This is a genomic window from Paenibacillus chartarius (genome assembly GCF_042432825.1).
In the GTDB taxonomy this organism is placed as follows: domain Bacteria; phylum Bacillota; class Bacilli; order Paenibacillales; family NBRC-103111; genus Gordoniibacillus; species Gordoniibacillus chartarius.
Window position 1 is genome coordinate 28,462 of record NZ_JBHLWN010000012.1, and the last position, 18,955, is coordinate 47,416.

Annotated in this window: 19 protein-coding genes and 1 tRNA gene; 12 read left to right on the top strand and 8 right to left on the bottom strand. The window is 58.8% G+C overall.

The genetic code is table 11. The features are described 5' to 3' along the window. Positions 1-26 precede the first annotated feature (26 nt). The 3 genes from ACFFK0_RS01565 (at position 27) to ACFFK0_RS01575 (ending at position 2,139) form a co-directional block, all read left to right on the top strand. Positions 27-1,232, top strand: a complete 1,206-nt coding sequence (locus ACFFK0_RS01565; RefSeq protein WP_377467960.1) for an MFS transporter — start codon at positions 27-29, stop codon at positions 1,230-1,232. A gap of 84 nt (positions 1,233-1,316) precedes the next feature. Next, positions 1,317-1,399 (top strand) — tRNA-Leu (locus ACFFK0_RS01570). A gap of 89 nt (positions 1,400-1,488) precedes the next feature. Beyond that, entirely contained in the window at positions 1,489-2,139 is a 651-nt protein-coding gene (locus ACFFK0_RS01575) for a DUF2306 domain-containing protein (protein WP_377467962.1), read from the top strand. Here the strand turns inward: ACFFK0_RS01575 and ACFFK0_RS01580 are convergent. Further along, complete coding sequence (locus tag ACFFK0_RS01580) at positions 2,100-2,852, bottom strand: FadR/GntR family transcriptional regulator (protein WP_377467964.1); 753 nt, start codon at positions 2,850-2,852, stop codon at positions 2,100-2,102. The two genes, ACFFK0_RS01575 and ACFFK0_RS01580, sit on opposite strands and share 40 nt — an antisense overlap. A gap of 113 nt (positions 2,853-2,965) precedes the next feature. On the opposite strand from ACFFK0_RS01580, the gene ACFFK0_RS01585 reads away from it, so the two are divergent. From ACFFK0_RS01585 to ACFFK0_RS01600, 4 genes are all read left to right on the top strand, one after another. Beyond that, positions 2,966-4,381, top strand: coding sequence for an FAD-linked oxidase C-terminal domain-containing protein (locus ACFFK0_RS01585; protein WP_377467966.1), 1,416 nt, complete (start codon positions 2,966-2,968; stop codon positions 4,379-4,381). After that, positions 4,374-5,714, top strand: a complete 1,341-nt coding sequence (locus ACFFK0_RS01590) for a (Fe-S)-binding protein (protein ID WP_377467968.1) — start codon at positions 4,374-4,376, stop codon at positions 5,712-5,714. The genes ACFFK0_RS01585 and ACFFK0_RS01590 overlap by 8 nt, the downstream gene beginning before the upstream one ends. A gap of 279 nt (positions 5,715-5,993) precedes the next feature. Next, positions 5,994-6,608 carry a nitroreductase family protein gene (locus ACFFK0_RS01595; RefSeq protein ID WP_377467970.1) on the top strand — a complete coding sequence of 205 codons (615 nt, stop codon included), beginning with the start codon at positions 5,994-5,996 and terminating at the stop codon, positions 6,606-6,608. A gap of 9 nt (positions 6,609-6,617) precedes the next feature. Then, positions 6,618-7,877: an MFS transporter gene (locus ACFFK0_RS01600; protein ID WP_377467972.1), complete on the top strand. Its 1,260-nt coding sequence runs from the start codon at positions 6,618-6,620 to the stop codon at positions 7,875-7,877. Positions 7,878-7,954: 77 nt separating this feature from the next. Here ACFFK0_RS01600 and ACFFK0_RS01605 read toward each other — a convergent pair whose 3' ends face one another. Beyond that, positions 7,955-9,340: an erythromycin esterase family protein gene (locus ACFFK0_RS01605; RefSeq protein WP_377467974.1), complete on the bottom strand. Its 1,386-nt coding sequence runs from the start codon at positions 9,338-9,340 to the stop codon at positions 7,955-7,957. 65 nt (positions 9,341-9,405) lie between these two features. Further along, complete coding sequence (locus ACFFK0_RS01610) at positions 9,406-10,419, bottom strand: LacI family DNA-binding transcriptional regulator (RefSeq protein WP_377467976.1); 1,014 nt, start codon at positions 10,417-10,419, stop codon at positions 9,406-9,408. 129 nt (positions 10,420-10,548) lie between these two features. On the opposite strand from ACFFK0_RS01610, the gene ACFFK0_RS01615 reads away from it, so the two are divergent. The 4 genes from ACFFK0_RS01615 to fucU are packed head-to-tail and all read left to right on the top strand — an operon-like array spanning position 10,549 to position 13,695. After that, entirely contained in the window at positions 10,549-10,878 is a 330-nt protein-coding gene (locus ACFFK0_RS01615) for a UxaA family hydrolase (protein ID WP_377467978.1), read from the top strand. 41 nt (positions 10,879-10,919) lie between these two features. Next, positions 10,920-12,068, top strand: coding sequence for a UxaA family hydrolase (locus ACFFK0_RS01620; RefSeq protein ID WP_377467980.1), 1,149 nt, complete (start codon positions 10,920-10,922; stop codon positions 12,066-12,068). A 33-nt stretch (positions 12,069-12,101) separates the two neighbouring features. Beyond that, on the top strand, positions 12,102-13,247 hold the full coding sequence (locus ACFFK0_RS01625; RefSeq protein WP_377467982.1) for a Gfo/Idh/MocA family protein: 1,146 nt from the start codon (positions 12,102-12,104) through the stop codon (positions 13,245-13,247). 13 nt (positions 13,248-13,260) lie between these two features. Then, positions 13,261-13,695 carry an L-fucose mutarotase gene (gene fucU, locus ACFFK0_RS01630; protein WP_377467984.1) on the top strand — a complete coding sequence of 145 codons (435 nt, stop codon included), beginning with the start codon at positions 13,261-13,263 and terminating at the stop codon, positions 13,693-13,695. A 140-nt stretch (positions 13,696-13,835) separates the two neighbouring features. Here fucU and ACFFK0_RS01635 read toward each other — a convergent pair whose 3' ends face one another. Beyond that, entirely contained in the window at positions 13,836-14,102 is a 267-nt protein-coding gene (locus ACFFK0_RS01635) for a hypothetical protein (protein WP_377467986.1), read from the bottom strand. 255 nt (positions 14,103-14,357) lie between these two features. Next, positions 14,358-15,200, bottom strand: coding sequence for a YheC/YheD family protein (locus ACFFK0_RS01640; protein WP_377467988.1), 843 nt, complete (start codon positions 15,198-15,200; stop codon positions 14,358-14,360). A 138-nt stretch (positions 15,201-15,338) separates the two neighbouring features. Between ACFFK0_RS01640 and ACFFK0_RS01645 the strand changes: the two genes are divergently transcribed. Continuing rightward, the gene (locus ACFFK0_RS01645; RefSeq protein ID WP_377467990.1) at positions 15,339-16,196 is read left to right on the top strand and encodes an SDR family oxidoreductase; all 858 of its coding nucleotides are present in this window, start codon (positions 15,339-15,341) and stop codon (positions 16,194-16,196) included. A 107-nt stretch (positions 16,197-16,303) separates the two neighbouring features. Here ACFFK0_RS01645 and ACFFK0_RS01650 read toward each other — a convergent pair whose 3' ends face one another. Genes ACFFK0_RS01650 through ACFFK0_RS01660 form a run of 3 tightly spaced genes read right to left on the bottom strand, consistent with a single transcriptional unit; the run spans position 16,304 to position 18,884 of the window. Further along, positions 16,304-17,398, bottom strand: a complete 1,095-nt coding sequence (locus ACFFK0_RS01650; RefSeq protein ID WP_377467992.1) for an ABC transporter permease — start codon at positions 17,396-17,398, stop codon at positions 16,304-16,306. Then, positions 17,395-18,384: an ABC transporter ATP-binding protein gene (locus tag ACFFK0_RS01655; protein ID WP_377467994.1), complete on the bottom strand. Its 990-nt coding sequence runs from the start codon at positions 18,382-18,384 to the stop codon at positions 17,395-17,397. The genes ACFFK0_RS01650 and ACFFK0_RS01655 overlap by 4 nt, the downstream gene beginning before the upstream one ends. A gap of 17 nt (positions 18,385-18,401) precedes the next feature. After that, on the bottom strand, positions 18,402-18,884 hold the full coding sequence (locus ACFFK0_RS01660; RefSeq protein WP_377467996.1) for a MarR family winged helix-turn-helix transcriptional regulator: 483 nt from the start codon (positions 18,882-18,884) through the stop codon (positions 18,402-18,404). Positions 18,885-18,955: the final 71 nt, after the last annotated feature.

An 18,955-nucleotide genomic window follows, 5' to 3' on the forward strand; every position in this document is an offset into this window, starting at 1 on the left:
TATGCAGACAGGATGTGGTGTAACCGATGGAAGGTTCTTGGCGGCGTAATTTGCTCGTGCTGTGGATTGGTGTGTTTTTTTGTTCGACGGCCTATTCGATTGTCATTCCGTTTCTGCCGTTGTTTCTGCGAGACGAGCTTGGCGTCCATGAGCATGTGGAGGCTTGGTCGGGAGTGGTATTCGGCATCAGCTTCCTGGCCAGCGCGTTAATCGCTCCGTTCTGGGGATCGCTGGCCGACAAGTACGGCCGTAAGCCGATGCTGCTGCGCTCGGGGCTTAGCTTGGCGATGCTCTATTTTGTAACCTATTTCGTGCATCATCCCGTCGAGCTGATGGCCGTCCGTATTTGTCAAGGGCTGCTCGCGGGTTATGTGCCTTCGGCGATCGCGATGGTCGGGACCAATACTCCGGAAAATAAAGTCGGCTACGCGCTGGGCGTGATGGCGACCTCGAATGCGGTCGGCAGCATCGTCGGACCGATGCTCGGCGGCTTCGTCAGCAGCTGGGTAGGCAACCGGGAAGCGTTCCTGGTCGCAGGCGGGGTCGTGTTCCTTTCTTTTGTCATTGCCTGGGCGTTCGCGAAAGAAGAAAACTTTAAGCCGGCCGCGAAGCGCTCCGGAGTTATCAATGATATTAGAGAGCTGTCCCACAACAAGCTGCTCATGTCGGTGCTTGTGATTGTATCGATCGTGTCGGCTTCCGTCATGATCGTTGAACCGCTTCTGACGCTCTATGTGCTGGAGCTTGGCGTCAGCGGCAGCGATGCCAAAGTGACGGCGGGTATTATATTCTCCGCGGTCGGGGTGGCGACGGCGCTTGCCGCTCCGCAATGGGGTGAACTCGGCACGAAATTCGGCTACGGCCGGATTCTTATGATCGGGTTGATTGGCGGCGGCGTCGGGAATTTGCTGCAGCTCGTGTTCCACCATTATGTGGCGTTTGGCGTACTGCGTTTCAGCTACGGTCTGTTCTTCGCGGGGGTGTACCCTGCGCTCAACGCCTTGATCGTGCAGACGACAGCGCCGGAATACCGGGGCCGGGCGTTCGGTCTCAATCAGTCGTTCAATCAGCTGGGCATCATGATCGGACCGATGCTCGGCGGGTTTCTTGGCGGCTTCGTCTCGATTCCGTTCGTGTTCGCCCTAAACGGTGCGGCGCTGATCGCCATTGCGCTCATCATTCGTACGCGGCGAATCGACGAGGCGGCGGCAAGGCTGCACGGCAGCCAATAAATGGGCTTGTTGAATGCTTGACACTCCGCTCGTAACCGTGATACGATAAGTTTCGCCGATCTTAAGGGCGTGCACATATCATATGCGGTCGTGGCGGAATGGCAGACGCGCTAGATTCAGGTTCTAGTGGGGGCAACCCCGTGGAGGTTCGACTCCTCTCGACCGCACTATAAGGCAATGAACGAAAACCCGCAGCAAAGCATACCTTTGCCGCGGGTTTTTATTGTGTCCATAGGGAAAGGAGTCCGGCGGAGAGTTGAGATCTAATGTAGCTTATAAGCTGATGCTGGCGTTTATCGCCGCATTTTTGCTGTATATGGGTGTTCTGTATGTTATCGTTGATCCGCAGGCGAGTCATTTTTTGCAGGAGAAGCTTGTCCTAAGGCCCTCCTTTCATAAGCCCGTATGGCTGACAGTCATGCATGTTCATCTCGCTGCGGCGGCCATCGCTTTCAGTGCCGGGGCGCTAAACTTCTCTCCCGTCCTGCTTGCAAGGCGGAAGAAGCTGCATCGTCTGCTCGGATACACCTATTTGCTTGCGGTCGCCGTCACGGATTTGACTTCCGGTTACATGGCTCCGCACGCAACAGGAGGCAAGCTGAGCAGCGTAGGGTTCAACGTCATGAACATCCTGTGGCTGGCTGCAACGGCCGCAGCATTCGTGTATATTCGGCGCGGCAATGTACACAAGCACCGCCGGTGGATGGTACGCAGCTTCATGTTTTGCTTCACGAATTTCTTCACGAAGGCGATCGCATTCATCGGAACCGGCGTATTCGGAGCGGACTATGTTGCCGCTTATACGGCCGGAGTATGGGGCAGTCTGGCGCTTGATGTCGTTATCGCCGAAATTATCGTGCGAACGGTTTACCGCGAACCTTCATCGGGCGCCGGCCTCTCGCGCTGAACGACACGGTCGACCTTCAGCAAATGCTGCATCATACGGCTGGAAGCCGCTTCGGGGTCGCCGTCCCGTATCGCTTCATAAATGGCCCGGTGCTCGGCGAGCAAGCTTTCGGCAGCGGCGCGCTCCGCGAAAAACCAGAGCCGGCGCGAATCCTTCATACTCTCCTGCAGGCGCTGAGCCATCGAAGCCATCATGTCCGCCAGTAACGCGTTGTGCGAAGCGCGCGCGATGCGCAGATGGAAGTCAATGTCGGCAACGTCGCTGGCCTCCTCGTCGCCAAGCGCCTGCTCCATCCGGCCGATGATGGCCGCAAGCTCCTCCAAGTCTTCGTTCGTACGCCGCTCAGCCGCCAGCGTGGCACAGCCGACCTCGATAAACTTGCGGACCTCGAGCAGTTCAACGAACGATTCCGACCTTTCGAACAGATCCCCCGGTCCGCCGCCGCTCCCGCCGCCGCCCGCACCGCCATCTTCGTCCGGCAGCTCCTTGCGGACGTACGTCCCTCCGCCATGACGGACGTCGACCCAGCCCATAGCCTTCAGCGCGCTCAGCGCTTCGCGGATCGTGGAGCGTCCGACACCGAAGCTTTCCGCCAGCTCCACGACCGTAGGCAGCTTGGCGCCGGGAAGGTATGTTCCGGAACGGATTTGATCTTTGAGGTGCTGCATCACGATTTCCGAGCCTTTTTGCGGTTTCACGTGCTGAATCGACATGAACGTAGCCTCCGAAGGTAAAAAGCATCTATACAACTATTCAATCATAAGATACAATGGCAGAAAAGTCATCAGATCACATGATCAATTTGATTGCGGAGGGGTATGATCCCATGCTCGATCAGCACATTCGCGAAGAGCTGCGCGGCGTCGTCGGCGAAGCCTATTATAAAGACGACCCGGAATCGCTCGTCACGCATTCCTACGACGGTACGCCGATGCTCCAGCACCTGCCGGACGGCGTCATTTACCCGGCCAGTACGGCTGAAGTTTCCGCCATTATGCAAATATTGAGCAAGCACCGCATTCCGCTCATCTCCCGCGGCTCGGGCTCGAATCTGTGCGGCGGCACCGTCCCCGTCCAAGGCGGCGTTGTCATGGTCATGCACCGGATGAACGCGATTCTCGAGGTCGATATGCAAAATTTGACGGCCACCGTTCAGCCGGGACTGATCACGAAACAATTCATCGAGCATATCGAAGGTCTCGGCTTGTTTTACCCGCCGGACCCGAGCTCGATGGCGATCTCGACGATCGGCGGCAACATTGCCGAATGCTCCGGCGGCCTCCGCGGGCTGAAATACGGCACGACGAAGGATTATGTAATCGGGCTCGAATGCGTGCTCGCTTCCGGCGAAGTGCTGCGCACCGGAGGCAAGCTGATGAAGGATGTCGCTGGCTACGATCTGACGAAGCTGCTCGTCGGCTCGGAAGGGACTTTGGCCGTCATTACGGAGGCTACGCTCAAGCTGATTCCGCCGCCGAAGCATAAGAAGACAATGCTGGCGATGTACAAGGACTTGTACGGGGCGGCGCGCACCGTATCCAAGATTATCGAGAGCCGGATCATTCCGGCTACGCTCGAGTTTATGGACAATCCGACGATACGAGTCGTCGACGACTTCGCGAAGCTCGGCCTGCCGCGCGATATGGCAGCGATATTGCTGATCGAGCAGGACGGCGAGCCGGAGCCGGTGGAGCGGGATATGGCCCGCATTGCCGATATTTGCCGCGAGGAACAGGCCGATCAAATTCAAGTTGCATGCAATCAGGAAGAGGCGCTAAAGCTGCTTACGGCGCGGCGCAGCGCCTTCACCGCGCTGGCCCGGCTGCGTCCGACGACAATTCTCGAGGATGCGACCGTACCGCGTTCGAAGATTGCCGATATGGTGCTGGAAATTAACCGGATCGCGGAGAAGCATAACGTGCAGATCTGTACGTTCGGACATGCGGGCGACGGCAATTTGCATCCGACGGCGACGACCGACGCCCGCGATCGCGACGAGGTACACCGGGTGGAGGAGGCGTTCGAGGAAATATTCGAGGCGGCCATCCGGCTCGGCGGCACGATAACCGGCGAACACGGAGTCGGACTCGTCAAGGCGCCGTTCCTGGAGTGGAAAGTCGGAAAAGCGGGGATTGAAGTGATGAAGGGGATCAAGGCGGCGTTCGATCCGTACGGCATATTGAATCCGGGCAAAATGTTCGCGAAACAAGCCCGGCGCAGGGTGGTGATCGGCCGTGGCTAACCGATCGTCAGCTTCCTTGCAGGAGGCGCTCAAGCAGAAGCTCGATTACGATCAGCTGACGAACTGCATGCGATGCGGCTTCTGCCTGCCCGCCTGCCCGACGTTCAAGGAAACCGGCATCGAGGCGGAATCGCCGCGCGGCCGCATCTCGCTCATGAAGGCGACGGTCGACGGCTTGCTCGAGCCGAACGTCCGCTTCGAAGAGCAGATGAGCCACTGTCTCGGCTGCCGGGCTTGCGAGCCGGCCTGTCCGGCCGACGTCAAATACGGCCGGCTGATCGAGCAGGCCCGGGATGCGATCGAGGACCATACGACGAGGCATCGCTGGTGGGTGAAGGCCGTGCGCGGCGTCGTATTCCGCGGGCTGTTCCCGCATCAGAGGCGGATGCGTCTGCTCGGCAAAGGGCTTCGGCTGTACCGGCAGTCCGGGCTGCAGAAGGCGGCGCGCAAGCTTGGAATCGTCGGCATGTTTTCCAAACATATGGCCGATATGGAGCGGATTTTACCGGAGGCGTCGGGCAAAGGCGTCGTGGAGCTGCTAGGAACCCGTATACCAGCCGAAGGCGAGAAGCGGGGGACGGTCGGCATGTTCCGCGGCTGCCTGATGGATGTGCTGTTCACGGAGACGAACCGGAAGACGGTGGAGCTATTGTCCGCTGCCGGCTTCGAGGTTGTCATCCCCGAGGCGCAGAACTGCTGCGGCGCGCTCCACGCCCACAGCGGCGAAGCCGATCTGGCGAAGCAGCTCGCCAAGAATAATATTCGCGCGTTCCGTGATATCGGCGTTGATTATATCGTCTCCAATGCGGGCGGCTGCGGTGCGATTTTGACGGAGTATGATCATTTGCTGCATAATGAGCCGGAGTGGAGGGAGGGAGCCGAATGGTTCGCCCGCCGGGTCATCGATGTGAGCAAGCTGCTGCTGGAAAACGGCAAGGAGCTCGGCCCTCCGAAGCGCGCCGGCGGCGGAGCTCCTTCGGTGCGGGTAACTTATCAGGATTCCTGCCACCTCAAGAACGTAATGAGGGGCGGTCAAGCGCCCCGGCAGCTGCTGCATAACACGGCCGGCGTCGAGTTCGTGGAGATGATGGAAGCGGGCGCATGCTGCGGCTCGGCAGGCATCTACAACATTACGCAGCCGGAAATGGCGGGGACCATTCTCGAGCGGAAAATGGGGCATGCGCAGGCGACCGCCGCGCATTACATCGTAACGAGCAACCCCGGCTGCCTGCTGCAGATGAAGCTGGGGATCGAGAAGCATGCGAAGGGCAAAGGGATGCAAGCCGTGCATCTCGTCGATTTCCTGTATGACGCTTATAAGCGGAACTCGTAGAGAACTTTTTTCCAAAAATAAATATTGCATAGTGTCATTGGGCCTGATATGATCGGTTTCAATTAAGTTAATTCCCATTGGATTAGTGTAGTTTATTTCGATAACTTACCCTACCGTACAAACGGAGGCGTTCCTGCCATGGCGCAGGCATGTCTCCGTTTTGCGTTTTGCGCACAGATGGAATTGGTTTTGATGCTTAATGAGGCTTTGCACAGATTTTGACTGGTATGTCTGGGTTATTAAAAATGGAAATCTTCGAGGAAAAGGATGGTAATCCAAATGACAACGGAAGCCAAACCAACTTTGCAAGCGCAAATTGTGCCTGAGGTCGCGGCTCATCGCCGGGCGGATCACCCGGTTGATGGGGTATTTATAAACCGCTGGTCGCCCCGTTCGTTTGAGGCGAAGCCGGTATCGGACGACGTGCTGTACACGGTGCTGGAGGCGGCCCGCTGGGCGCCGTCCGGCAGCAACGGCCAGCCATGGCGTTTCATCGTGGCGAAGACGAACGAGCAGAAGGCAAAGTTCGCGTCGTTCATCAAGCCAGGCAATCGGGCATGGACGGATCACGCGCCTGTGCTCATTTTGATCGCTTCGAGCAAGCTGAGGGACAACGGGGAGCCGAGTCCGTCCCACGCTTTCGACGCAGGTGCCGCTTGGGCCTCCATCGCGCTGCAGGCGCATTTGCTCGGCCTTGCTACGAGAGCGGTCGGCGGGTATGAGAAGGATCAGGCGCGCGAAGTGCTGAACGTGCCGGAACATGTCGAGCTGCACGCGATCGTCGCGCTTGGTTACCGCGGCGCACGCGAAGCGCTTCCGGAGGCGCTGCAGGAGAAAGAGCTGCCGAGCGGCCGACGCCCGCTGCGGGAGAGTATCATCGAAGGCTCCTTCTAGGGCGCCGCGATGGAGCGCTACAGCTGGAATCGTCAATTTGCCGCATTGCTTGCCGTGCAGCTGCTCGTCTCGACGGCGCACGGCATGTTTACGCCGCTGCTGCCCGGCTTTCTCCAGGAGAGCGGGGCCGTCAGCGGCGGTCGTCTGCCTATCTGGTCGGGGCTGATCTTCTCCTCCAACTTCATCGCCATGATGCTGGCGATGCCGCTGCTCGGGCGGTTCGGCGACCGTTACGGGCGCAAGCCGGTCATGCTCTGGTCCGGCTTCGGGATGGCGGTCGTTACGGCGCTGATGTCGCTTGCTCACGAGCCTTGGCTGCTCACGGCGCTGCGTTTTGTGCAGGGCTGTTTTACCGGCATCCTACCGTTTGCCATGGTGCTGGTGCTGATCGGAGCTGCGGAACGCAAGGTCGGGGTTTCGGCGGGAACGATGCAGACGATGGGCGAAACAGGCTCGTTGCTCGGGCCCCTTGCCGGGTCGCTGCTGCTTACGCTGCTCCCGGCCCGCGAAGCGTTTCCGGCCATGAGCCTGTGCATCGCACTGGCGGCTGTCTGCGTCGCGCTGTTCGTTAAGGAGGCGCCGCTGGCACAGCCGGCCGATGCCGCGGCGAAGACGTCGTTCAAGCAGGACTGGGTCGTCCTATGGCGCTGCAAACCGCTTCCTTCCTTGCTGCTCAGCGCGCTTTGCGTCAATTTCTCGCTGGTCGGGATGCAGCCCGTTCTGCCGTATTATGTAGCGGAGTCGACCTATCGCTTTGCATGGCTAAGCGAGGAATGGCAGCTCGGGATTACGCTGTCCGTAACGTCGCTGGCCGTCATCTTGTTTTCGCCGCTGCTCGGCCGGGCAGCCGACCGGATCGGTCCGCTGCCGCTCTTGAAGCTGTCGACGGCGGCGGCGGCATGCTTGTGCGCCGTGCAAGCTTTCACGCATTTGTACCCGATTATTCTGGCTTGCCGCTTCCTTCTCGGTCTGTGCATCGCCGGGATGATGCCGAACATTCAAGCGCAGGTGCGCCGGCTTGTTCAGCCCGGTATGGAGAGCCGCACGTATGCGGCCGTCAATTCGTGGATGTTCTTCGGCAGCCTTGCCGGTCCATTGCTTGGGGGTGCGATCACCGCTTGGTTCGGCACGTCCGGATGGTTTGCCGCGGCGGGGCTGATGTTTGCGATCAGCTTCTGGCAGGCGCTTCGCATCGCGGCATCGGCTCGCGCTGCAGGAGCGGCATCGCAAGAGGCTGGATCGGCTGCGGCTTCGGCAGCGTCGGCATAAGCAAACGGCCCCGTACAGCTCTTGCCGAGCTGCCCGAGGCCGTTTATGCGGTCACGCTCCGCTGCCGGAGATCGGTCTTATACGCCGACCCGTTCCGGCGCCAGCGGGTGAAGCGCTTCAGAGCGGTTGATGAAAATGAACGCATCGTAGCGGTCGGCCATGACCGAGGGCACATAGTTGCCCCAGTGCTCTCGGCCGGGGTGATATACGACGCCGATGGCGCGGTGATCGAACGTGTTCATGAACACATCCCGGTCGTCCGGCTCCGGCGCCAGCATCAAATCGTCATAGTCTTCGATTTGCATTGGCTTGCCGTCGGCATCAGGAGCCCTCGTACCTGCACCTTCACTTTTGCCGCGACTGAACATGAGAACGACATCCCGCCCGCCGCTTCCTTCGTGAACGAGATCCTCCCAGCTTCCTTCCACGGCTGCCGGCACACGCATCGTTTCCGCCTTTGCTCCCCATGATTTGCCCGCGATGACGGTACCGCTATGGGTGCCGAAGCCGATCGCATAGCAGTTCTCCCGGCCGTAACGTTCGCGAACGAGCTGGCCGACGTTGACCATGCCTTCGCGGGCCATATCGGTGGCGCGGGCGTCGCCGATATGCGTATTATGCTCCCAGACGATCGCTTTCGCCTCGGGGCCGTGAAATTTCAGCAGCCTGTCGAGCGCTTCCGTCATATGCTCGTCCCTGACGTTCCAGGAGCTTGAGTCGCTGCGGATCATCGTCCGGTAATACTGCTCGGCGTTTCTGGCAACGAGCGCGTTCAGCTCGTCGCTGAGTGCCGCTTCGGCATCGCCTGCGCCGGGCGCCCGCTGCCGCTTGTCCTGCAGCTCCTGCAGCAGCCGGACGACCTCATCCTCGCAGGTTTCCGCCCAATATACCGCCGATAAGCCGTATTGCTGGCCTTCACGGCCATGGGGCTCGAAGCAGGAGAACGCCGTTTTAGCCGTCTCGAGCAGCTCGGTTTGTCCGGACTGCTCCAGGTGGCGCATGATCGCCTCCATCGATTCCCAAAGCGAATATACGTCCATGCCGTAAAATCCGGCGCCGCGTCCGTCAGCCTGCCGTTCGTTGTGGCTTCGAAGCCATTCCACGAGCTCCCGCACTTCCTCGTTTGCCCACATCCAGGACGGCCAGCGGTCGTAGTAGCTGGCGAGCGTGTCATTCACATCGCGCTTCGCGCCGGACATCCGTTTCACATACTTGTTGACCTCGTAGCAAGGCGGCCAGTCGCCCTCGACGGCGATAAAGTGGTAGCCGTGCTCCGTAATGAGCCGCTTTGTCAGCTCCGTCCGCCAGCGGTAAAACTCGCTTGTGCCGTGCGACGCTTCTCCGAGCAGCACTACCTTGGCGCCCGCCGCCGCCTGCACAAGCGCATCCAAATCGGATGCAGCCTGCAGCGGCTGCGCCTGACGGCGGATTGCATCGATGACTTGCTGCCGTTTCACTGCCATATGTTCGTAACCTCCGCTAGCTCTGAAATGACTGCTAGCGGTAAGATTCCCCAGCTTCTGCAAGATCATGCATCGGCAAGCGGTCTGACCGAGCTGCGAAGCATCAGCTCCGACGGCAGCATAATCGTTCTTCGCTGCAGCTCCGGTCCCGCTTCGATCCGTTCGAGGAGCATCTGCACGCCGAGAGCGCCGAACTGATACGCCGGCTGGGCGGCAACGGTCAAGAAAGGATCGAGCACGGAAGCGAGGCCGAGATCGTCGAAGCAGACGACGGATACGTCGTCCGGCACGCGCAGGCCTCGTTCCCGCAATGCCCGGATCATGCCGACGGCGAGCACATTGTTGGCGGCGAATATTGCCGTAGGGGGCCGCTCCAAGCCCAGCAGCCGGTCGAGCGCCCCGTCATCCCGGAAATCGCGGTAGCTGATGTGCACGACCAGCTCATCATCATACGGAATGTCCGCCAGCTTGAGCGCATCGGCATAGCCTTGCTGGCGCAGGCGGGCCGTCGATACGTCCGGCGATCCGTTCACCAGAGCGATGCGCCGATGGCCGAGCTGCAGCAAATGCTCAACAAGCCGCCTCGCGCCTTCCTTGCTGTCTCCAAGCACAAGGTCCGATTCAATGCCGGGCACTTCCCGGTCAAGAATGACGAACGGAATCCGGTGCTTCTGCAGCCGCGTCAAATGATCAAGCGAGCCGTCGCCGGCAGGAGCAAACAAGACGCCGTCGACGCGGGTCGAGACAATGGAATCGACGTACTCGCTCTCCTTCGTGTAATCCTCGTCGGAGTTGCCGAATAACATTTTGTACCCGAACTTCCTGGCCGTATCCTCCGCACCGCGGGCAACCGTCGTGAAGAACGGGTTTGTAATATCCGTGATGAGCAGCGACAGCATCATCGTCTTCTGCAGAACCAGGCTGCGGGCCGTGGAATTCGGCACATAGTGCAGCTCCTCCATGACCTGCTTGACCCGTTTGCGCGTCGCCTCGCTGATTTTGCCGGTGTTATTGATAACTCTCGACACGGTCATTGCGGACACGTTCGCTTTCTTTGCGATATCATAGATCGTAATCATACCGACGTCACCCGCCCCGAAATCATTAGAATCTATTGTAAGCAACAAAATGATTGACAGCAAGAGGGATGCTTGATACGTTAGTGTTATCGATAACCCCAATTTGTGGTTATAAAGGAGATGCAGCTCATGGGACATCAGTTTGAAGCCGGGGCCGACGCCCTCGTCATGGACGGGCGCGACCACGTAGCTACCGCACTGCGGGACATGCAATCCGGCGAAACGATTCGCTATTTATTGAACGGCAGTCTGGAAACGGTTACACTTGCGGATCCGATTCCTTTCGGCCACAAGGTTGCGATTACGGCCGTCCCGGCCGGTGCGGACGTACGCAAATACGGGGAAGTGATCGGGCGGGCCACCGCCGACATTCAAGCCGGACAGCATGTGCATGTGCACAACATCGAAGGCATCCGCGGACGCGGAGATCAAGCGAAGAAAGCAGGTGAGGCCGTATGACGACAGCTTCAGCACGAAGTAAGGGTAATGAGGCGGCATTCATGGGCTATAAGCGCCCGAACGGCGAAATCGGCATTCGCAATCATCTGCTGCTCATTCCGACCGTTATTTGCGCGAACCAAGTCGTGAACCGGATCGCGCAGCTGGTTCCCGGGACGGTAGCCATACCGCATCAGCACGGCTGCTCCCAGATCGGCGCGGACAAAGACCGGACGTTCGAAGTGCTGGCCGGTACGGGCCGCAATCCGAACGTCGGCGGCGTCATCGTCGTGTCGCTCGGCTGTGAGGTCGTCGATCCGGCAGCGCTTGCCGATGCCATTAAGGTTACCGGTAAACCTGTCGTGTTCTTCGACATCCAGTCTGTCGGGGGCTCGGTCAAAGCGATCCAGCACGGCGTAGAGGAAGCGAAGCGGATGATGGCGGTGCTGGAGCGCGAGCCGAAGGTGCCGGTACCGCTCAGCAAGCTGAAGGTCGGAGTCAAATGCGGCGGCTCGGACGCGACGAGCGGTCTCGCTTCGAATCCTGCGCTTGGGGCCGCAGCCGACGCGCTTGCCGTGCAGGGCGGCGCCGTCGTCATCTGCGAAACAACGGAAATTATCGGCGCCGAGCATGTACTGGCCGAGCGCTGCGAGACGCCGGAAATCAAGGAGAAGCTGTACCATATCGTCGACCGGTTCGAGAAGGAGGTCGAGCGGATGGGCGCGGACATGAGAGGCGGCAATCCGAGCCCCGGCAACATCGCCGGAGGATTATCCACGATCGAGGAGAAGTCGCTCGGCTGTATCAGCAAATGCGGCACGGCGCCGATCCGCGGAGTTATCGAATACGCCGAGCCGATACCGGACGGCGGGCTGTATTTTATGGACTCGCCGGGCAACGACATCGAATGTGTTTCCGGTATGGCTGCGGGGGGCGCTCATATCGTTTGCTTTACGACAGGCCGGGGAACGCCGACCGGAGCGGCGGTTATTCCGGTTATCAAGATTACCGCGAACAGCCGCGTCGCCAAGCTGATGGAGGACAACATGGACGTCGATGTCAGCGACATGCTAAGCGGGACGCTCAGCCTGGAAGAAGCGGGTGAGCGCATTTGGACGGAAATTCAAGAGGTTGCCGCCGGGAAAATGACGAAGGCCGAGCTTCTCGGCCACCAGGAATTCAGCATCAACCGGATCGGCCCGAGCTTGTAAGAAACGGGATGGAACAGAAGGGAGCTGTCGACAGTGAGTGTCGGGTACGGAAGCGTGCAAGCGGAATGGCTGGATTTGAATTATCGACCGGCTCTTCCCAGCGATAAGGATGTCGGCATAGCGATCGTCGGCGCCGGAGAGATCGTGGCAGCGTGCCATCTTCCGGCGTATCGGATGGCAGGGTTCCATGTGGCCGGAATCTACGATGTGAACAAGGCTCGCGCAGAAGCATTGGCTGCGCAATACGGGATCGGTCGAGTGTACGATACCTACGAGCAGCTGCTGTCCGACCCTCAAGTGCAGGTCGTCGACTTTGCCGTGCCGGCGAAGGTGCAGCCGAATCTTGCGGTGCAGGCGGCCGAGGCGGGTAAGCATATGCTGTGCCAGAAGCCGTTGGCCGAGAATTACGCCGACGCGGTTCGCATCGCCAAGGCGTGCGCCGCAGCCGGGGTGAAGGGGGCGGTCAACCAGCAAATGCGCTGGTCGCCGGGCATTCGCGCCAGTCATACGCTGATGCGGCGCGGCTGGCTCGGCGACTTGCTGCAGGCGAGCATCGCCGTCAACGTCAAGCAGGAGTTCGCCAGCTGGCCATGGCTGCGAACAATGCCGACGCTGGAGTTTATGTATCACAGCATTCATTATATCGACTCGATCCGGTTCCTGTTCGGGGAGCCGGAATATGTGTATGCAGACGGGGCGCGGTTTCCCGGACAACAATGCATAGGGGAAACCCGCACGCTGCTTCATATCAAATTCCCGGGTGAGGCGCGCGGACTCATTCATGACAATCATAACCATATCGGCGGGGAAGACGATTGGTATGCGACGTTTCGCTTCGAAGGAACGGAAGGCATCGTCAAGGGAACGAACGGCTCGTTGTACAACTATCCGGTCGGCCGGGAGGATACATTGAGCTTTTATACGAAGGCGGTGCACGAGGATTATTGGTTTACGCCGCGTCTGCACGGCAAATGGTTTCCGCATGCCTTCATGGGCACGATGGGCGAGCTGCTGCTCGCTATTGAACAGGACCGGCAACCGGAAAACAGCGTAACCGACAACCTGCGGACGCTGCAGATGGTGTTTGGCGCGTATGTGTCGTGGAACGAGAACCGGCCCGTTACGCTGAAGGAAATCGCCGATACGGCGCCTTTTGACGAACCTACCATCAAAGCCTAAAGGAGGAAACAGCATGCTGAAAGGAATACCGGCCATTTTATCTCCGGAGCTGCTGAAGACGCTGATGGAGATGGGCCACGGCGATACGATCGTGCTGGCGGACGGCAATTTTCCTGCGGCCTCCTGCGCCTCTTCCTTGATCCGTGCGGACGGTCACGGCGTACCGGCGCTGCTCGACGCGATTCTCGCCTTATTCCCGCTGGATACGTATGTGCCGCAGCCGGTCGGACTGATGCAGGTCGTACCGGGCGATCCGGAGGCCCCGGCCATCTGGGAACAGTACAAAGCGATTATCGCGAAGCATGAAGGCAGCAGGCCCGGCATCGAGCTGATCGAACGGTTCGAATTCTACGAACGCGCCAAGCTGGCGTATGCAATCGTGGCAACGGGGGAGAAGGCGGCGTATGCGAACATCCTGTTGACCAAAGGAGTGATCAAGCCGGAATGAGAATCGACGCCCGGCTGTTCGGCAGAGCAGAGGGAAGCCGTATTCGGCCGCAGTACAGCAACGTTCAATAGACTGGTTTGACGACGCCCAAAACAAACGACCGCTCCTTCCTCTGTCCGAGGCTGAGCGGTCGTCTTAGGTTACATGCGCGAACGAAAGCCTATGCCGGCAGCCGCCGCCGGCTCTGCGCGCTTCTCCGGCTGGAACGCCTGCTTGAACTCATGAGCGCAGTGCAGGCATATTCTGGCTTCCCGGATACCGCGACCGCAGCGCTCGCAGCGATAGGTCAGATTGACAAACGAACGAATGCGCAGCCTTTCCTGCTTAAGAAACTGCTCGATCGTGTCGATCGGCACGCCGGTTGCCTGGTGCAGCTGCTCTGTGGTAGCTTTCTCGTTCTTCCACATAAAGCGATGGCAAATCTCCAGTGTATCGTCCAATTGCTTGCTGCAGGCGGAACACATATTTCGCAAATTTTTATGGTAAATGGCTCCGCACTTCGGGCAATTGTCTACTGTCAAACTGAGTGCCATACGCATCACCGCTTCCCTCATTGGTAGTTGCCTAGTTATTGTAGTTCTATTGTACTACAATCGAGAGGAAACGAGAAGGGCTAAAGTCTATATTTTTTGAAAAGAATGTCCGTATATCGTCCAAACGTCCTAATGCCCTGCCCGGCGGGCCAATCCGCTGAGGCGCACCATACGGCGATATACGGACGGATCCGGATGCTTGCGAAAAATGTTCATGTCCGGCAGCGTATTGACTTCCAGCACCCACGGCCGAAGATCTGTATCGATGCCAAAGTCAATGCCGATCGCGCGCACCCACGTAAAGCCGGTTTCCATATGGCGGGCGATCTGTTGCCCGAGCCTGCACAGTGAACGAATATAGGCTTCCTGAGGCTCGGCCGGATCGATATGCGGCTTCAGCAGCAGCTGCATCGGAAGAGGCGTTCCGCCGTTATGGTAATTGGTGACGACTTTGCGAGGGTGGGCGACACGACCGATAATCCCGGTCACGACCCAAGCTCCGCGGACATTTTTCTGCACCATCACGCGAACGTCGAAGGGTCGCTCGCCATAATGGAGCAGGTCGATGCCTTTCTGAACAACGTGGTACTTGGGACCCATTTTCTCCTTCATTGATGTATACAGGTCATCAAACGTCGAAAATGTCCGAGCGGTTAGGCCGCGTTGATAGCAGTAGACGGTTTGTGCCGGAGCTTGTTCTTCCTGACCTTGAGCCTGCTGCTCGTCTGTATCGAGTAGCCGGCTGGGTTCTGATGCCGTTTGCTGGATCCACACGCGAAAAATTCCTCTGCCGCCCGTTCCGATCGTCGGTTTGACATAGATCGTGCCGTATTGCTCGAGCATGGAGGCCACTGCTGCCCTAGTCGCTTTGCGGGTGTCGGGTACGAAGGGGCGAATCTTATCGTTCGTCGACAAGAATACGGCCTTCCCCAGCTTCGTGTTGTCCCATCGGCGCTTCGGACGTTTCACCATGGTATCACCGCCTCATATGAATTTGTCTCTGTTCCCATCATATGGGTTGCCAAGCAGAGAGGTACGGGCGTCGGTTGGAATAGGGCGGAGCTAGCCGATACAATGGAAACAGTATATGTAAAGGGGAGGCCGGTGACGGTGACGAGTCGAGGGAGCTCGGGAATGCCGGTGGCGATTGTTACCGGGGCGTCGAGCGGATTTGGGTTGGGGACGTGCGTCGAGCTGGCCCGCGGCGGCTGCTTCGTTGTAGCGACGATGCGGGATCTGAGCAAGCGGGGGCCTCTGCTGGAGCAAGCCAGGCAGGCCGGGGTCGAGGGCCGGCTCGTCTGCGAATGTCTCGATGTCACGATTGAGGCTCGTACGGAGGAGCTCGTCAGGCAAATCGTCGCAACATACGGCCGCATTGACGTTCTGGTGAATAACGCCGGAATCGCTGTTGCGGGTTTTACGGAGGAGATCGGACTGCAGGGCTGGAAGCGGCAGTTCGATACGAATGTATTTGGCGTCATCGCCATGACGAAGGCGGTGCTGCCTTATATGAGGGAGGCGGGACGCGGACGCATCATCCAAATCGGAAGCATCAGCGGCCGTTTCGGCTTTCCGGCGATGGGGCCGTATACGGCGTCCAAATTCGCACTGGAAGGCTTCAGCGAATCGCTTCGGCTGGAGCTGCTGCCGTTCGGAGTGCATGTATCGATCGTCGAGCCGGGGCCGTATCAAACGAATATTTGGAGCAGAGGCGATTTTCATGCAGACCCCCATTCCGCCTATGCCAGGCTTGCTAGCGGGGTGCAGTCGATGATGAAGCAGTCTGCCGCGTCGGGCGGCGACCCGTCTGAAGTGGCGGAGCTGATCGCTCGTATCGCCTTAAGCCGCAGGCCGCCCAAGCTCCGCTATCCGATCGGCCGCGGCGTGCGACGCAACATCGCGCTTAAGCAGCTGCTGCCGTGGAGCTGGATTGAGCTTGTCGTCAAGCGAGTGCTCGGTCATCCATAAATCCCCGCTAATCCGCAGAAAAAATGCTTCGCATATTGACCTCATGCAACAAAAAAAGGACTTCGGACGCATTGAAGTGCAGCCGAAGTCCTTTTTGTCGCCTGGAATTAATCCCATTTGAACGTAAAGCTCGCAATAACGAATGCGACTATCATCCAGCCGCCGAGTAGTGCGGCTTCCGGCCACAGCTCGGTGAGCCCGGCGCCGACGTTCATAACCTGGCGCAGCGCGGACGTCAAGTGCGCGATCGGCAGCAGCTTCACGATCGACTGCATAGCCTCCGGCATGGAGTTGATCGGGAAGAAGACGCCGCCGAGGAACAGCAGCGGGAAGGAGATGATGCCAGCGATCGGTCCGGCCGATTCCGGCGTCTTCGCCAGGCCCGCTATAATGAAGCCGATGGCCATGAAAGCGAGCGTGCCCAGTACGACGAACATAATCAGCAGAAGCCAAGAACCGTTCACCTGCGTGTTAAAGAACAGCGCGCCGATGAGCAGCACGATCATCGCTTGTATGCCGTTCAACAGCAGACGGGCCGTAATCTGGGCGGCAATGAACGTCGATGCGCGCAGCGGCGTGCTCTGCATGCGGCGAAGGACGCCGCGCTCCCGCCAGGAGGCGATTTGTCCGGCGACTCCGTTCAAATTGTTGGACATAATCATCATGCCGACTATGCCCGGAACGAGAAAATCAATATAAGTCAGATTCAGCGAGCGTACGCCTTTGCGTTCAACCGTAACGGCCGGTTTGTAGCCGGTGATCGTTTTGCTGACGCCGTCGACGATCTGCTCGATAACCGGCAAACCGACTGCCGCAACGGTTGAATTGGTCTCGTCGAAGTAGACGTCAAGCTTGCCGCTTCCGCCGGCAGCGCCGACTTGGGCGCCATATCCTTGGGGAATCACGACGACAAACTGTTTCTCGCCCTTCTTGATCGCATCGAGGGCGGCCGCTTCATCGCCGGCGGCTTCCGCACGCAGCGCCGATTGGCCCTGCAGCGCGCTGAACAGAGACTTCGATTGCGATGTCTGGTCCCGGTCAATCACGATCGTATCCAGCGAAACGGAGCTGCCGCGGCCGACGAACGAACCGAGGGCAACCATGAGCAGAATCGGGAAAATCAGGGTGAAGATCAGGACTTGACGGTTGCGCGAGAAAATACGAAGCTGAGCGATCGTCAGCTGAATGTAGGCGGAGTTCATCCTTCTCTCAAGCTCCTTCCCGTCATATGGATGAATACGTCCTCGAGCGTTGCCGTGCGGGTCTGCAGCTCGGCATAGGAGACCCTCGCCTCGTTCGTCTTGCCGATGAAGTCGATTAAAGAAGTTTGCAAACTATCGGTGTAGAGGACGAACACATCTTTGCGCATTTCGACTTGCTTCACTTCATTAACGGACTGCAGCAGCTGAACGATGGAGACTCGCTCGGACTCCGGCAGCGATTCGTAGCCCGGGGCCCGAAACTCGATGGCGCTGTCCGAATGCAGGCTGCGGACAAGAGCTTGCGGCGTATCGAGGGCGATTACCTTGCCTTGGTCCATGAGGCAGATTCTGTCGCAAAGGACGTGAGCCTCATCCATATAGTGCGTACTGAGCACAATGGTTTTTCCTTGTTCTTTCAGCCGTAAAATAATATCCCACAGCGTTCTTCGCGCCTGCGGATCGAGCCCGGTCGTCGGTTCGTCGAGAAAGACGACCTGCGGATCGTTTACGAGCGCGAGGGCGATGGCGAGCCGCTGTTTCTGCCCGCCGGACAGATGCTTAACCCGGCCGTTAAGCTTCTCGGTCAATATCATCGAGTCGAGCAGCGGCTCGATCGGAACGGGCTTCGGGTAGAAGCTTGCATACATCTGAACGATTTCCTTCACCTTGAGCAATTCGAACATGGAGGTCGATTGAAGCTGAACGCCGATAACTTCCTTCACCTTCTGCAGCTCTTTCTGCGTGTCGAAGCCGGCCACTTTGGCCGTGCCGCCGTCCGGCTTGCGAAGCCCTTCGATCATCTCCATCGTTGTCGTCTTACCGGCGCCGTTAGGACCGAGCAGGCCGAACACTTCTCCGCGCATTACGGTAAAGCTGACACCGCCGACGGCGGTATGGGCGCCGTACTGTTTCGCCAAACGCTCAACTTCGATGATCGGCTGGCCGCTGGATGGGCCATTCCGATTCGCTTGCTCCGGGCTGTTCATTGCTTACCTCCTAAATTTCATTGTGGGGATTCGCCTCGCAGCTGAAGGCGCATCTTGCCCAGAAGCTCGATGAGCTGCTGCCGCTCCTCGGCAGTTAAGCATTCGATCATTGACTCCGCAACTTGATCGACCTGCCGCTTATAGCTTTCTTCGGCGGCGCGCGCTTTGTCCGTAGCGGAAATGAGGAAGCTGCGCCGGTCGCCGGGATCGAGGGTACGTGTAATGAATTCGCTTGATTCAAGCTTATCGAGCATGCGGGTCAACGTGCTCAGGGAAACGCCTTGAAGACGCGAAGCAATTTCTTTGACCGGCATCGTACCGTATTCCGTAAGTGCCAGCACAATCGCGAATTCCTGCGCCGTAATGCGGCCGTCTTCCAGCTGCTGCGAGCATTGCCGCTGATTGTACTCCGCGCATTGCTTCATTTTCTTGCCGACAAGAGCAAGGAAGTCGCTGACGCATCGAATATGTTTGCGGGTCCGATCATCTGGTAAGGTCATGGAGTGTCGCCTCGCTTCGATATTTCCTAAATGGTAATTTTTCAGATTGACAAAGAAAGTATACCGATCCC